Annotated in this window: 12 protein-coding genes; 4 read left to right on the forward strand and 8 right to left on the reverse strand. The window is 61.7% G+C overall.

Features of this window, described 5'->3' with window-relative positions:
• Window positions 1-20 precede the first annotated feature (20 nt).
• Window positions 21-335 (forward strand): hypothetical protein, encoded by a 315-nt coding sequence (locus tag ACZ5ZH_RS16100; protein ID WP_460988216.1) that lies wholly within the window; start codon window positions 21-23, stop codon window positions 333-335.
• 45 nt (window positions 336-380) lie between these two features.
• On the opposite strand, the gene ACZ5ZH_RS16105 is transcribed toward ACZ5ZH_RS16100, so the two are convergent.
• A complete protein-coding gene (locus ACZ5ZH_RS16105; RefSeq protein ID WP_460988215.1) occupies window positions 381-1,208 on the reverse strand; it encodes a transglutaminase family protein in 828 nt (275 codons plus the stop codon).
• A gap of 126 nt (window positions 1,209-1,334) precedes the next feature.
• On the opposite strand from ACZ5ZH_RS16105, the gene ACZ5ZH_RS16110 reads away from it, so the two are divergent.
• A complete protein-coding gene (locus tag ACZ5ZH_RS16110; RefSeq protein ID WP_464772999.1) occupies window positions 1,335-1,598 on the forward strand; it encodes a hypothetical protein in 264 nt (87 codons plus the stop codon).
• On the opposite strand, the gene ACZ5ZH_RS16115 is transcribed toward ACZ5ZH_RS16110, so the two are convergent.
• The 3 genes from ACZ5ZH_RS16115 to ACZ5ZH_RS16125 are packed head-to-tail and all read right to left on the reverse strand — an operon-like array spanning window position 1,533 to window position 7,355.
• Window positions 1,533-3,407, reverse strand: a complete 1,875-nt coding sequence (locus ACZ5ZH_RS16115; protein ID WP_464773000.1) for a response regulator — start codon at window positions 3,405-3,407, stop codon at window positions 1,533-1,535. The genes ACZ5ZH_RS16110 and ACZ5ZH_RS16115 overlap by 66 nt on opposite strands.
• Window positions 3,397-4,260 carry a CheR family methyltransferase gene (locus ACZ5ZH_RS16120; RefSeq protein ID WP_464773001.1) on the reverse strand — a complete coding sequence of 288 codons (864 nt, stop codon included), beginning with the start codon at window positions 4,258-4,260 and terminating at the stop codon, window positions 3,397-3,399. The genes ACZ5ZH_RS16115 and ACZ5ZH_RS16120 overlap by 11 nt, the downstream gene beginning before the upstream one ends.
• A complete protein-coding gene (locus ACZ5ZH_RS16125) occupies window positions 4,257-7,355 on the reverse strand; it encodes a response regulator (RefSeq protein ID WP_464773002.1) in 3,099 nt (1,032 codons plus the stop codon). Before ACZ5ZH_RS16125 ends, ACZ5ZH_RS16120 begins: the two co-directional genes overlap by 4 nt.
• Before the next feature lie 243 nt (window positions 7,356-7,598).
• Between ACZ5ZH_RS16125 and ACZ5ZH_RS16130 the strand changes: the two genes are divergently transcribed.
• Both ACZ5ZH_RS16130 and ACZ5ZH_RS16135 read left to right on the forward strand, forming a co-directional pair.
• Window positions 7,599-8,924: an MFS transporter gene (locus ACZ5ZH_RS16130; protein ID WP_464773003.1), complete on the forward strand. Its 1,326-nt coding sequence runs from the start codon at window positions 7,599-7,601 to the stop codon at window positions 8,922-8,924.
• An 84-nt stretch (window positions 8,925-9,008) separates the two neighbouring features.
• A complete protein-coding gene (locus ACZ5ZH_RS16135) occupies window positions 9,009-9,299 on the forward strand; it encodes a hypothetical protein (RefSeq protein WP_449469254.1) in 291 nt (96 codons plus the stop codon).
• Between the two features lie 115 nt (window positions 9,300-9,414).
• Here the strand turns inward: ACZ5ZH_RS16135 and ACZ5ZH_RS16140 are convergent, their stop codons facing one another.
• From ACZ5ZH_RS16140 to ACZ5ZH_RS16155, 4 genes are read right to left on the reverse strand one after another with little or no spacing between them, the layout of a single operon-like run.
• A complete protein-coding gene (locus tag ACZ5ZH_RS16140; protein WP_464773004.1) occupies window positions 9,415-10,203 on the reverse strand; it encodes a DeoR/GlpR family DNA-binding transcription regulator in 789 nt (262 codons plus the stop codon).
• Window positions 10,204-10,222: 19 nt separating this feature from the next.
• On the reverse strand, window positions 10,223-11,467 hold the full coding sequence (locus ACZ5ZH_RS16145) for an MFS transporter (RefSeq protein WP_449469258.1): 1,245 nt from the start codon (window positions 11,465-11,467) through the stop codon (window positions 10,223-10,225).
• Window positions 11,464-12,618 carry an FMN-dependent L-lactate dehydrogenase LldD gene (gene lldD / locus ACZ5ZH_RS16150; protein WP_460988208.1) on the reverse strand — a complete coding sequence of 385 codons (1,155 nt, stop codon included), beginning with the start codon at window positions 12,616-12,618 and terminating at the stop codon, window positions 11,464-11,466. The genes ACZ5ZH_RS16145 and lldD overlap by 4 nt, the downstream gene beginning before the upstream one ends.
• Window positions 12,619-12,630: 12 nt before the next feature.
• The gene (locus tag ACZ5ZH_RS16155; protein ID WP_464773005.1) at window positions 12,631-14,049 is read right to left on the reverse strand and encodes an FGGY-family carbohydrate kinase; all 1,419 of its coding nucleotides are present in this window, start codon (window positions 14,047-14,049) and stop codon (window positions 12,631-12,633) included.
• Window positions 14,050-14,102 lie beyond the last annotated feature (53 nt).

The raw sequence follows: 14,102 nt of genomic DNA on the forward strand, positions 1-14,102 counted from the left end.
GACAGCAAGATGAGGGAAGCATGAAAGCATCAATTGTGGCCGCTTTGGTGATTGTCGCGGGGATGGGCCTGTCCGCCTGCTCGGAAAAGGCAGCTGACAGCCTCGAGAATGCGGGATCGACGATTGGCAATGACGTCAGCCGGGCGGTCGATCAGGCAGGAGCGAAGATCGACAATGGTCTCGATCATGCCGAGCGGGCGATCGACAGGGGCACGAACGAGATCGGTGCGGCGACGACTAACGCCACACAGGATGCAAGGCGCGAAGCCCGGGAAGCGAAGGAAGATGCGGGCGCCGCTATGGAACGCGCGGGGAATGACTTGAAGACGGATTGAACAAGTGGCGTGAGTCTCATGGCCAAGATCCTCTCGCCCGATCACTCACGCCGGAGATTGGCCCGATAACCGGCTGAGCGCTGCGGCAACATAGCGGCGGCGCTCAGGGTCCCGACTGATCTCCAGCAGGGCGCACAGGCTCCCGCGGGCGCCTTCCACCTCGCCATGTTCCAACTGCAGTCGGGCAAGCGCCCACCAGCCTGCATCATGTTCGGGTGCAACCACCGTCATGCGCTCATAAATCGAGCAGGCCCGCCATGTGTCGCTCGCCTGTTCCGCCCGAGTGGCCTGATTGAGGAGCAGGCGCACAAGTGTCATGCGGTTCGACATCGGCTCAAGGGTCGAAACGTCTTGCCTGCCCGCCGACGCGGCGACCGTGAGAAGCCCGGCCACTTGCCCGGCCTGCACCAGCGCGCCGCTGCGGAAAGGATCGATGATGGCCGTAGCCTCATCAGGCCCGATGCTGACCAGGACATGGCCGGGCGTGTTCAGCGCATGCGCTTGCCATCCGGCGCGCCGGGCGGCGGCGACATAGAGGATGGAAAGGCTGACCGGCAGCCCCCTACGACGATCCAGCACCCGGATCATGTCGCCATTCAAAGGTGCGTCGTAGGTCAGGCTATCGCCTTCAAAGCCGAACTGGCCGCTGAATATATGCGCGAGAAGGGCACCCTGTGCTGCTCCCGTTTGCAGATCATCGTCGTCGATGTCCGCCCGTTCCGCCTGGATCGCGTCGCCGATCTCGCGCAGCAGAGCCAGATAAGGTTCGACGTCGATCCCTTCATGGTCAAGAGCGCTCAGCATCAAGGCGGCGCTGTCCAGCTCGATCTCTTCGTCAGCCAGCAGGCCGATATAAGCGATGCTCTCGTTCATGCGTGCACCGGGCAGTGAGCCGTAGGCGACAGCCGATGGGATCGGAAGAAAGCGGCAGTGAATTTTTCCATGCCTCCTACATGGTGGCTGTTGCGCGAATTTGCACCATCTATGGTAGGAAAGGGCATGGCGAAGCGGAAAAGACAATATCTGACAGCAACGATGCCGGATGGATATGTGAAGCGGATCGGGCCGACGACCGACCCCTTCACCCATTATTGGCGGATCGTTGCCGAACTGGAGAATGGCAAAACGGAAATATTCTGGGGACATGTCAAATCGCTCGCCGAAGCGAAGAGGAAACGCGCGGCGGCAGAGGAGGCTTCAAAGATGCGCGGGTGGCGCAGTTTCCTGTTCGAAATCGCCGAACTGACTGTCAAGCCCGCCTGAAACAGCCCCACTATTTTCCTCACACAGCTTGCCACTACAATGCAATAATGCCTTAGGATCAAAAGGTTTACTGATCAGCAGCCGATCCTGAAACCGTTCAGGAAGGCTTTCGCGCCCATACCCTGTGACGAAGGCGAAAGGTATCTCCCTTTCCGACAGCGCAGCCGCAACATCGTCGACCGGCATACCTTGCAGATTGCCATCCAGCAGCGCCGCGTCAAAGCCCGCATGCTGCATCAACGCCACAGCCTCTTGCGCACATCCCGCTATGGTGACGGAGGCCGCGCCATCCTCCAAAATGCTGGCAATCTCCATCGCCACAAGCGGTTCGTCCTCGATAATGAGGAAACTGCGCCCCGCTATCGCGCCGCCTTGCACAGCCAATGCCTCTTCGCTCACGTTCAAGACGGAACTGGCGGTATTGATCCGGCTGATCCGTGGCCCGCACGGCAGCGTCATGGTCCAGCAAACCCCGCTCTCCTGATATTCCACGCTCGCCTGCCCGCCTTCCGCCTTCAGGCTGCGTTCGATGAGGGCCGTGCCAAACCCTCTGCGTGATGGTGGAGCGACGGGCGGCCCGCCGCTTTCCACCCAGCGTATCAAAAGCCGGTCCCGCTCCACCTTCCACGACAGCGAAACCGTGCCCGCCGGAATGCAAAGCGCGCCATATTTATGCGCGTTGGTCACCAGCTCATGCAGGATGAGTGCGACGTGCAAAGCCAGTTCAGGCGCCAGTTCCAGTTCCGGCCCCTCGATGGTCAGCTGCCCAAGATCGATAGCGCCAATGTCGATCTGCCCATTGACCAGTTCCCGCAGCGACGCGCCTTGCCATGTCGTGCTGCTCAGCAATGAGTGCGCGCGGGCGAGGGCATGGATGCGCCCGGTGAAGGTTGGAGCAAAATCCGACGGACCCGATGAATGCCGCAATGTCTGCACCGCGATCGCCTGAACCGAGGCGAGGGTGTTTTTAACCCGATGGTTGAGTTCTCCGATCAGCAGGCGCTGCGTATCCTCGGCCCGCTTCCTTTCAGTGACGTCCAGCACCTGGACGTTGACCGACACGAGCCGCCCCTGACCATTGAGCAGCGCAGAGCAATAGCATTCGCATTCCAGCGTCGGCCCCTCGGCCGTCCGCATGCGCAGATGCTGGACCGCGCGAACGGATCGCCCGGCGATAAGGTCACTCATCAGGCTGTCGAACGTGGCCTCGTCTTCCGGGTCGATCCATTTCAGCTCGTCCGCCTTGAAGCCAGCGACTTCGGGCGCCCGCCATCCAAACAGCCGCTCTGCCCCGTTGGACCAGGCCACGATGTGCCGCCCGGCATCGAATTCGATGATCGCCAGCGGAGAGTTGTCACTATGGGCATGCAGCCGGGCGAGGGCGGCGGCAATCTCGTCACGCTGCCGGGCCAGTTCCTGCCGCTGCCCGAACAGCTCGACGAAAACCGCCGTCTTGTTGCGCAGGATATGTGCATCGACCGGCTTCAGCAGATAATCGACCGCGCCTGCTTCATACCCGCGAAAGCGCCGCCGTTCATCGGTCGCGACCGCTGTCAGGAAGATGATCGGAACCCTGCGTGTCCGTTCGGTGCCGCGCATCAGTTCGGCGAGTTCAAAGCCGTCCATGCCCGGCATCTGCACGTCCAGCAGCGCGAGCGCCACATCATGCACCAGCAGCAGTTCGAGTGCCTGCACCCCTGAACGCGCCTTGAGCAATTCGACGCCTTCCCCGGCGAACAGGGCATCCAGCGCCGTCAGATTTTCCTCAACATCATCGACAGCCAGGATCTTGGGCTTTTCAGGCGGCATGGCGCAGATCCTCCATATCCTTGACGTTGCGGCGGTAGATTTTTTCAGCCTCGTGGAAGTCGGCAAACGCTTCAGAATATCGGGAAAAACGTAGCGTTTCCTTCGACCCAAGCCCGAGGAACCCGCCGCGCACCAGCGATCCGCCGAACAGCCCAAGCGCACGGTCCTGCAATTCCCGATCGAAATAGATCAGCACATTGCGGCTCGACACCAGCTGCACTTCGGCAAACACCTCGTCACTGGCGAGATTATGCTCGGCGAACACCGCGCGGCGGCGCAGCGTCTTGTCGAACACGGCCGCGCCATAGGCTGCGGTATAATAGTCGGACAGCGATTGCTTGCCGCCAGCCAGCCGGTGATTTTCCGTGAACTGCGCGATGCGGTCGAGGTCATATATCCCGGCCTCGGCCTTCTTGAGCGCGGCGGGGCTGATGTCCGTGCAATAGAAGATCGTGCGATCCTCCAATCCTTCTTCCCGGAACAGGATCGCCAGCGAATAAAATTCCTCGCCATTGGCGCAGCCTGCGATCCAGATCTTGAGCGAAGGATAGGTGCGAAGATGCGGCACCACCATTTCCCGCAACGCCCGGAAATAGGCAGGGTCGCGGAACATCTCGCTCACCTGGATGGTCAGGAAACCCATAAGGTCTGCGAACACCGCCGGGTCGCGCAGCAGCAGATGCTGGAGTTGCGACAGGCTTTCGCATTCATGCCGTTGCTGCGCGCGGGCAAGCCGCCTGTGCAGCGAACCACGCGAATAGCCGCGAAAATCATAATGATAATGCCGCCAGAGCGCCTCAAGCAGCAAATCGAGTTCCAGCTCCTGGTGGGGTGCGAAAACCTCCTCGCTCATCGCGGCATCCACACGCGCGTGAGGCTCAGCAGCTTGTCGACATCGAGCGGCTTGGCGAGATAGTCGTTCGCGCCCGCGTCCAGGCAATCCTGCTGGTCGCGCGCCATCGCCTTGGCGGTCAGCGCGATGATCGGCATCTGCCTGCCCCAAGGCTGCGAGCGGATTTCGCGCGTGGCGGTCAGGCCGTCCATCTCCGGCATCATCACGTCCATCAGCACCAGATCGACCGGATCGGAAAGCCCGCGCGCCGCCTCGTCCAGCGTCTGGAGCGCCTCGCGCCCGTTGCGCGCGATACGTACCTTCGCCCCATGCGGCTCGAATATGGAGGTGAGGGCATAGACGTTGCGAATATCGTCTTCGACCACCAAGATTTCGCGTCCATCCAGCGCGGCGTCGCGGTTCAATGACTTGGCGATCAGCGCCTGTTGCGGTTCGGGCAGGTCCGACACGACCTGATGCAGGAACAGCGTCACCTCATCCAGCAGCCGTTCGGGCGACTTCGCGCCCTTGACGATGATCGACTTGCTGTAGCGCCGCAGCCGCATCTCCTCTTCCTGGGCGAGGTCGCGCCCGGTGTAGACGATCACGGGCGGGAAGCCGACGGCTTCGTCAGCGCTCAAACGCTCCAGCAGGTCGAGGCCGGAGGCGTCGGGCAGATTGAGGTCCAGCACCATGCAGTCGAATGTTTCGCGGCCAAGCAGTTCGAAACATCGCGCGGCGGAATGCGCCTCCACCGTTTCGACATCGCGCGACGCCAGCAGCAGCTTGACGCTTTCGGCCTGCTGGGCATCATCCTCCACCACCAGCACGCGGCGCATGCGCTGCGCCATGCGTGCTTCCAGCCCTTCGAGCATCTCGACCAGCGCGTCGCGCTTCACCGGCTTGAACAGATAACCGATGGCGCCGCTTGAAAGGGCTGCCTGACTGTCATCATCCACCGACACCACATGAACTGGGATATGGCGGGTGCGCACGTCCCGCTTGATCCGGTCCAGCACGGACAGGCCGGTATGATCGGGCAGGTTCATGTCCAGAATGACGGCATTGGGCACATATTGCCGCGCCATCAGAGCGCCCTCATCCGCGGTGCTGGCGATCAGGCACTGAAAATTCAGTTCGTGCGCCACATCGCAGAGGATTTTGGCGAAGACAGGATCATCCTCAACGATCAGGATGACGCGGGCGTCCCCAGACAATCTTTCGCGATCATCCTGCGCAGCGGGGCCTCGGCGCGGGCGGCTGGGCTTGGGATTGGATGGCGCGGATCGGAACTGCTCGGCAGGCCGTATCCTGTCCGCCGCCGCCGCCGCCGCGCCGTCATATCGCTCGGGCAGGATCAGCGTGAAGGCGCTGCCTTCGCCTGCGGTGCTTTCCACCTGCACTTCGCCGCCCAGCAACCGGGCGAGTTCACGCGAGATGGAGAGGCCAAGGCCAGTCCCGCCATATTTCCGGCTGACCGTGCCGTCCGCTTGGCGGAACGCTTCGAAAATCACCTGCTGCTGCTCGGCCGGGATGCCGACGCCTGTGTCGCGCACGGTAAACGCAATGCGCCCATCGGGCGTGCTGTTCACGCTCAGCTTGACCGATCCGCGCTCGGTGAACTTGATCGCGTTCGACAGGAAATTCTTCAGCACTTGCTCGATCCGCTGAGGATCGCTTTCCATCTCGGCTGGCGCGTTGGGGGAGGGGCTTGCGTCAAAGGTCAGCCCCTTGGACTGGGCGGAGGGCGCGAATATCGCTTCCATCTTCTCGGTGAGCGCGCGGATGCTCATGCGGCGGGGCTGCAATTCCAGCTTGCCTGCCTCGATCTTCGAAATGTCGAGAATGTCGTTGATCAAGGTCAGGAGATCATTGCCCGACGTTTCGATCGTCTCGGCGTGGCGGACCTGGTCGGGGGAGAGATTGCCGCCGCGATTTTCGGCCAGCAACCTCGCCATGATCAACAGCGAATTCAATGGGGTGCGCAGTTCATGGCTCATGTTCGCCAAAAACTCGGATTTATAGTGGCTCGCCTGTTCCAGTTCGCCAGCTTGGTTCTCCAGCGACCGCTGTGTGCGCGTCAGGTCGTCGCGCTGGATTTCCAGCTGCCGCGCCTGTTCTTCCAGCTGGGCATTGGTCTGTTCCAGCTCCGCCTGTTGTGTTTCCAGCCTTGTGGCCGATTCCTGCAACTGACGGCTTTGCTGCTCCAACTCCTCATTATTGGCGCGCAGCTCCTCGCTCTGCGCCTGCAATTCCTCCGCCTGCTGCTGTGTTTCCTCCAGCAATTCGCGCAGGCGCGCACGATATTTGCCGGAACGAATGGCGACACCCAATTGCCCCGCAATCCTGTCGAGCAAGGCCAGCGCATCGCCATCGGCGTCCTTGGGAAGGCCGAGTTCTATGACGGCATTTATCGTGCCGTCAGCCTGCGTGGTGCTGATCAGCAGGCTGTCCGGTTTCGATTGGCCCAGCGCCGACCCATAGGACAGATAGCCCTCGGGCACGTCTTTCAGGAAAAAGCTGCGGCGATCACTCACCGCCTGTCCGAGCAATCCGTCTCCCACCGAAAAGCGTTCGGGCAGGGGCGCATCGGCGGGAACGGCGTAGGTGGCGTAGCGGCGGAAGCCCTCGCCATTGGCGATATAGAGCGCCCCTGCCTGCGCCTTAAGATAATCGGCCATGAACGTAAGAGCGCTCGACGCTAGCGTATCCAGCGGCTGCTCCCCGCCCACTGCCTTGGCAAGGCCGACTTGCCCATTTTGCAACCATTCCTCCCGCGATATCGCGAGCCGGTTGCGGATGAACAGGACGCCGACAATCGCCAGAATCCAGCAGGTCACGCCCGCCAGCGAACGGTTGGTGATGGCGACTTGAGAATCGACACCGACCGGGGCGAGGGTGAAGCCGACGATCATTAATAGTGTCGCGGCTGTTGCAACAACGATCGGGACTAGTGGACGCCGGGCAACATAGGACAGCACGAGCGGCAGCAAATATGCCACCCATACGGCGGTTCCCAACGGAAAGATTATATCGGCGAGAAAGGGGAGCGCGAGCAGGACGGCCAACGCCGCATAAAGCCCGGCCTGCGTGATCGACGATTTGATTTGCTGCATTTTAAAAAAAGAGTCCTTGTTACGCTCCAAGCGCACAGGAAGCTCGCTCCCCCCATTAGACCCATTCCGTGATCGAACATCCAGACCCTGCAATACAGGGCTATTAATTCCATCCCGGCGGTCTCCAACGACCCAAGCGAATATTGGTTCCCCGATAATCAGGCTTTACCAATTCACGCCCTTGTTCACTCGGGCCGTTCGCCTCTATGCAGGCGTCTTGGAGCAGGAAGGGCAGGAGGGGCTATGCTGACCGGGACGAACGAACCGGCCGTTGCGGCGACATCTGGCGTCAGCAAGCGCGAACTACGGACGGTCGTGGGCGCCAGTCTGATCGGCACGATGATCGAATGGTTCGACTTCTTCATCTATGGCGTGGCTTCGGCGCTGGTGTTCAATCGACTGTTCTTCCCGTCTTTCGATCCATTGACCGGCACGTTGCTCGCCTTCTCGACCTATGCCCTCGGCTTCCTCGCCCGGCCGCTCGGCGGCGTGGTCTTCGGCCACTTCGGCGACCGGATCGGGCGCAAGACGCTTCTCATGATCAGCCTGCTCACCATGGGCCTGTCGACCACGGCCATCGGTTTGCTGCCGACCTATCAGCAGATCGGAACCTGGGCGCCGATATTGCTCGTCCTGCTCCGGCTGCTCCAGGGCTTCGCCGTCGGTGGGGAGTGGGGCGGGGCGGTTCTGATTGTGGCGGAGGTCGCGCCTGCTTCGCAACGCGGTTTCTGGACCAGCTGGCCGCAGGTCGGCGCCCCTGCAGGCAATCTACTGGCCGCTGCCGTATTCGCCACATCATCCGCACTGCTGACGGAAGCGGACTTCATGGCCTGGGGCTGGCGCATCCCGTTCCTGCTGTCGATCGTGCTGGTACTGGTGGGTTGGTGGCTCCGCCGCGCCGTTTCGGAAAGCATGGTTTTCGCCCGCGAAGCGGCCGCAGGCGGGGTCGAGCGCTTCCCGGCGGTAGAAGCGATCCGGCGCAAGGGCCGCGCCTTGCTCACCGGAGCCGGGCTCCGCTTTGGTGAGAATATCTGCTACTATGTCGCCGCGACCTTCTCGATAACCTATTGGACCGAAATAAGGGGCGGTGACCGGTCGCTCGTCCTTAACGCCGTGCTGATCGGCTCTGCCCTTGAATGCCTGACCATGCCCTTCTTCGCCGCACTGTCGGACAGGATCGGACGCAGGCTCGTATATGGCGCGGGCGCGATATGCGTTGCAGCCTGGTTCACGATCTTCTTCTCCCTGCTGGACAGCGGAACGATCTGGACCGTCGGACTGGCAATCACCATCGCGATGGTAGCGCACGGCGCCATGTACGCGCCCCAGGGCGCGATGATCACCGAACTTTTCCCGACGCGCCTGCGCTATTCGGGCGCCAGCATCGCCTATCAGGCGACCTCCATCGTGGCGGGGTCTCTCGCCCCCATCATCGCCCTGTCATTATACAAGGCGAGCGGCGGAACGGGCTTGGTCGCCGCCTATGTGATAGGCGGTATGCTCCTCACGTTTGTCGCCGTGGCTGCCGCTCCCGAAACGCGCGGAGTGGATTTGAACAGCGTGACCTGATGAGAGACGCTCTGCTTCTTCTAGGCTGGTGACGGAACAAGCTGAAGGTCCAGCTGTTCAATATCCACCTGGAGGAGGTACAAGATGGCCGAAGTACATAAAGATCCCTATACCGGAGACCGCGTGGTCGTTCACAAGAGCAGCGGCGGGCGCACTGTTGCGATCGTGCTGGTCGTCATTCTGGCAATTGTCGGCATCCTGTTTGCCACTGGCTTCTGGAAGGCCGACGTATCTGGCGGCGATGTTCCGGAAGTCAGCGTGAAGGGCGGAGAACTTCCCAAGGTCGACGTGGATTCGAAGGCAGTAGTCGTTGGCTCCAAAAAGGAAACCATCGACGTCCCGACCGTTGGCGTGAAGGACAATGGCGAGGAGTAATCCTCGCCCGATCAAGCATTTTTGAATAGATAAACGGGCGAGATGCCGCGATGGCCGAAAAAGCTGTCGGGATGTCTCGCCCGCTCTGTTCTATGATAGCAGGCAGCACTGGTGATCAAACTTCAGCGATGATCACCCTCACCCCGGCTTTATCCAGCATTGCCATCGCTGCCGGTGCGACGCCCGGATCCGTCACGACGATATCCACCTCATTCAAGCCGCAAACGATCGCGCCCGATGAAGAGGTGAATTTGCTACTGTCGACCAGCAATATCACCTGTTCCGCCCGATCAATCAGGCGGCGTTCGGCGGCAACCAGAATGACATCCTGTTGCATCACCCCCTGTGGCCCCACCGCCGCCGCGCCCATGAAGAGCTTGGGCGCATGGAAACGCGGCATCGATTCTTCACCCGCAGGCGCGAGAATGATGTTCTGCTCCCTGAACAATGTCCCGGAAGGCAGCAATATCTGCGTTCCCGACTGAGGCAGCAGCGCATTGGCGATGTGCAGCGAATTGGTCAGCACCGACAGGTCCAGGCCGCCGATATGCGGGCACATCTGCAACGTCGTCGTGCCGCCGTCGATCATGATGCCTTCGCCATGCTGGCATAGCTGGGCGGCGGCCCGCCCAATCGATCGCTTTTCCGACAGATGTTCCGTGATCGACTGGGCAAAGGGGGTGCCCGCGAGCCGGGCGGCGCCTTCAGGCTTGCCGCCATGGCTTTCCGTCAACCTTGCACCACCACGAACGCGGTGGATTACCCCCTCTTCCTCAAGGCGGGTCAGGTCGCGGCGGATGGTGGCGGGGGACGCCGCAAGCCGCGATTCCAGAGCGCGATAGCTGACGAAGCCGGTAAGGCCCATTGCTTCGATGATCAGCCTTTCGCGTTCCTCCGCGTGCATTGTCCCCAAACCCCCTTGATCAGGCAGCCGCCCGTTCAGCTTCAAGCTGTTCCAGCGACTTGCCTTGGTTACGTGGCGCCCAAAGGGTGCCGATCACGCCGCTTATGACGAGGAAGCCTGTCAAAATCCACGCCAGTGTTGTGAAGCCGGTAGCGCTCAGCATCGGCACGAAGAAGCTGAATATGCCAAGGCTGATGCGGACGATGGCGAAACATAGCCCCTGCGCCGTGGACCGCAGCATCGTCGGGAACATCTCCGAACTCCACAGCTGGAAGAAGCTCTGCGCGCCGAAACCGCCGCCGAACTGGAGCAGGAACACGTAGAGCAGCGCCACCGGGATAGTCAGCGGGAAGATGGCGAGCAACGCCATGCCGACGATCTGGATGACCGCGGAAATCGCGAACATCGTGCGCTGGTTCACCTTGTCGGCATAGCGCATGAAGACGAGACCGATGGAAACCATGCCGATCGCAAAGGACAGCGCCTGGATCGCAACCGACTGCGCCTGTGTGGCAGCGCCAACCGTGCGCAGGATATAGGGGAAGAAGAAGCCGTTGGTTCCCGCCCACAGGTTCCAGAAACCATACATGCCAACCAGCCCCAGGATGGAGGCGAGATATTTAGGCTGGAACAGCGTGGACACCGGCAATTTGGGTGTGCCTTCCTTCTGCGCGGCTTCCCAGCGTTCGGATTCCTTCATGCGTGACCGCAGGAAGGTAAGGCCAAGGGCAATCACCAACAGATGAGCAAAGACGATGCGCGCGCCCAATTCGCCAAGGCTGGTCAGCGCCAGGCTCAGCAGCAGCACGACCACCGGCCCCAGATACCACAGCACCTGCGCGACGCCTGAATGCTTGCCGCGTCGGTCATCGGGCGCCTGCTCCGCGATCAGCGACCAGGATGCCGGGATGTCGGCGCCAACCGCGACGCCAACGATAAGGAAGCCGACCACGATCATCCAGGGCGCGAAGGCAAAGACCAGCAGCGCCATGCCGACCGCGTAGACGAGCATGTCCCACTGATAGATTTTTTTCCGGCCCAGCTTGTCGCACAGCCGCCCGCCGACATAGGCGCCGACGCCCGCGCCGATCGCGTTCGGGCCGAACGCACCGATCAGGCCGATGAAGTCGTTCGACAGCTTATAATGTTCCTGCCAAAGCGCGAGTGCGGCAGAGCCTGCAACGATCGAACCAGCGTCGATATAGTTGGCAAGACCCGCAAGGATCGTATCCCGCCAATTGTCCTTCTGTGCTCCCGCACTCATTTCACGTCCCTCCCGGCCAAAATGCTCTGGTCTATGTCGGCGATATTGGAGCAGCCGGTGAGCGCCATCGCCACGCGCATTTCGGCTTCAATTAATTGCAGCATCTTCGTAACGCCCGCTTCCCCCTGCGCGGCCAGCGCATAGGCCCAGGCCCGCCCGAGCAGCACGCCCTTGGCGCCCAGCGCCAGCATGCGCACCACGTCCAGACCCGATCGGACACCGCCATCGGCCAGCACGGTCAGCTTGTCGCCAACTGCCTCGGCAATCGGGGGCAGGGCGCGGGCCGTGGACAGCACGCCGTCCAATTGTCGCCCGCCATGGTTGGACACGATGATCCCGTCCGCGCCCAGCGCAGCGGCCTCCCGCGCGTCCTCGGGATCGAGCAGGCCCTTGATGATCAACGGCCCCTTCCATTCCGATCGGATGAAATCCAGATCGCGCCAGTTGATCGACGGGTCGAAATTATTGCGCATCCAGGCGAAGAAATCCTCGATCCCGGTCTTGCCCTTGAGCACGGGAGCGACATTGCCCAACGTATGGGGACGGCCGCGAACGCCCACATCCCATGCCCAACCGGGCTTCATGGCGGCTTGAGCGGCACGCCAGATCGCACCCTTCAGGCCGTCCGCTCCGGCAAGCCCGCTATGATAGTCGCGATAGCGGCTACCGGGCACCGGCATATCCACGGTGAAGACAAGCGCCGAACAGTTGGCTGCCGCCGCCTGGGCCAGCAGGTCCTTCATAAAGGCCCGGTCTCGGATCATGTACAGCTGGAACCAGAAAGGACGCGATGCCGCGCGTGCGACTTCGTCGAGCGAACAGGCGCCTACGGTTGACAGGGTGAAGGGGACGCCAGCGCCTTCGGCCGCCTTAAGCGCCTGGCATTCGCCCCGCCGCGCATTCAGCCCGGCAAGCCCGATCGGCGCGAGCGCCACCGGCAGCGCCAACTTTTGCCCGAACAGGTGGGTCGAAAGATCGAGTTCAGACACATCGCGCAACACCCGCTGGCGAAGCGCGATATCGCTCAACTCGCTCACATTCTTGCGTAGCGTCACTTCGGCGTACGAACCGCCATCAATATATTCGAACAGGAACCGGGGCAGGCGGCGACGGGCCGCCTCGCGGAAATCGGCAACGCTGGCTATCGGCATTCGCGGAAACCTTTAAGAAACCATCTCACCAATCCCAGCCAACCAACTGGAACGGTAAGAGGAAATATCCTGATCCAGCGGTTTGACAAGGCTGAGCGATCCCTGCGGCTTTAGGCTCGGATCGATCAGGCGCAGCGCACCGAAGGACACATCATTATGGGCGTTGGCGGTATAGACCTGCATTTCGGGCCGCAGCGAAGCCAGAGCCCGCACGAACACCTCCGCATCGGCAAAGCGTCCCTCGACCAGCAGTCGATCGCGTGAGCCGATCAGGTCCAGCATCGTCTCGGCCACCAATGCGGCATATAGGCAGACCGCAGCGCGCCGCTGATACCAATCTTCCGGCCGTGCGATCCAGTTGCCGCTGCCGGTGGGGTAGGGGCCAAAGCCCTGCGCCAACGTCGGCAGCAACATCGCACCCGATTGTACGACCTCGGACACAGCGGCCAGCAAGGCTGGTTGATCGGGTTTGATATCGACGCGGCGCGTGTCAAATTCGATCACCGTCTCGATTTCACGGCCACCCATGAAGCGGGCCGAGGGCACGGCGCATCCATAGGCATCGACGTTCACCAGGCAATCGCGTCCTTCGGCAAGGCTGCTGGTCGCCAAAGCTTCTTTCGGCAAGCGCATCGCGATGAACCAGGTGCCGGTGGACAGGATCGTTGAATCGCCTTGTGCGATCTCGCCAAATCCGCGCGCGGCAAGCAGCGCCGCGTTGGAATCGTGCAGCCCGGCAAGAACGCGGATATTGGGAGAAAGGCCGGTGCGCTCCGCCAGCTCGGGCCGGATAGTGCCCAGGCTGTCCGCCGCCTTGACCAGCGGCGCAAAGCGCGCCGCCCAGCCGAGCCGTTCGGCCAGCGGCGAGAAACGGGCCTGATCGGGCGTCCATAGGTCGCTGTGGCAGCCGAGGCTTGTCACTTCCGTCGCTGCGGCGCCCGACAGGAACCAGCCCCAATATTGCGCCCAGGGCAGCAGCGTCGCCGCCGCCATCTCGGCAGGGTAGAGGCGATCAAGCCAGTAAAGTTGTGACCCGATGTTAAGGCCGTCGGGCAGGGCGGGCGAACCGGTGATCGCAAAGGCATCTCGCTCCTTGCGATAGGCGTCCATGATCTCGTCCGGAATAGACTGCTCATAATCGAGCGGTGCGAAGGCAAGTTCATCGCCGACAAGCGCGGCCACGCCCGCGCCATGCGCGACGGGGACGATCACTTCCACGGGACTCGACGCGTAGCGCGACAGTGATTCTGTGAGCCAATCGGCAATGCCCGCAGTGTCGAGGCGGCGAATCCCGTCCTCGATCCGCACCTCGTTCGGGCGGACCTGGCGGTCAAGAATCTGGCCGTCACGTGACCAAAGGGACACTTTGCTCAGCGTTTTGCCGATATCGACGATGATGGCGAAGCCGCGGTTCAGTTCGTCCTCCCGCATGAAACTTTTCTCATGTTGTTTGATCGAATATGATCGATTAGTAACGCAAAGGA

It is taken from the genome of Sphingobium sp. TomMM7A (assembly GCF_055397305.1).

Bases quoted from the DNA above. Each gene is read 5' to 3' on its own strand.
- ACZ5ZH_RS16135 (WP_449469254.1), top strand. From the start codon at position 9,009: ATGGCCGAAGTACATAAAGATCCCTATACCGGAGACCGCGTGGTCGTT.
- ACZ5ZH_RS16100 (WP_460988216.1), top strand. From the start codon at position 21: ATGAAAGCATCAATTGTGGCCGCTTTGGTGATTGTCGCGGGGATGGGC.
- ACZ5ZH_RS16120 (WP_464773001.1), bottom strand. From the start codon at position 4,260: ATGAGCGAGGAGGTTTTCGCACCCCACCAGGAGCTGGAACTCGATTTG.
- ACZ5ZH_RS16115 (WP_464773000.1), bottom strand. From the start codon at position 3,407: ATGCCGCCTGAAAAGCCCAAGATCCTGGCTGTCGATGATGTTGAGGAA.
- ACZ5ZH_RS16140 (WP_464773004.1), bottom strand. From the start codon at position 10,203: ATGCACGCGGAGGAACGCGAAAGGCTGATCATCGAAGCAATGGGCCTT.
- ACZ5ZH_RS16145 (WP_449469258.1), bottom strand. From the start codon at position 11,467: ATGAGTGCGGGAGCACAGAAGGACAATTGGCGGGATACGATCCTTGCG.
- ACZ5ZH_RS16105 (WP_460988215.1), bottom strand. From the start codon at position 1,208: ATGAACGAGAGCATCGCTTATATCGGCCTGCTGGCTGACGAAGAGATC.
- ACZ5ZH_RS16110 (WP_464772999.1), top strand. From the start codon at position 1,335: ATGGCGAAGCGGAAAAGACAATATCTGACAGCAACGATGCCGGATGGA.
- ACZ5ZH_RS16130 (WP_464773003.1), top strand. From the start codon at position 7,599: ATGCTGACCGGGACGAACGAACCGGCCGTTGCGGCGACATCTGGCGTC.
- ACZ5ZH_RS16155 (WP_464773005.1), bottom strand. From the start codon at position 14,049: ATGCGGGAGGACGAACTGAACCGCGGCTTCGCCATCATCGTCGATATC.
- lldD (WP_460988208.1), bottom strand. From the start codon at position 12,618: ATGCCGATAGCCAGCGTTGCCGATTTCCGCGAGGCGGCCCGTCGCCGC.
- ACZ5ZH_RS16125 (WP_464773002.1), bottom strand. From the start codon at position 7,355: ATGCAGCAAATCAAATCGTCGATCACGCAGGCCGGGCTTTATGCGGCG.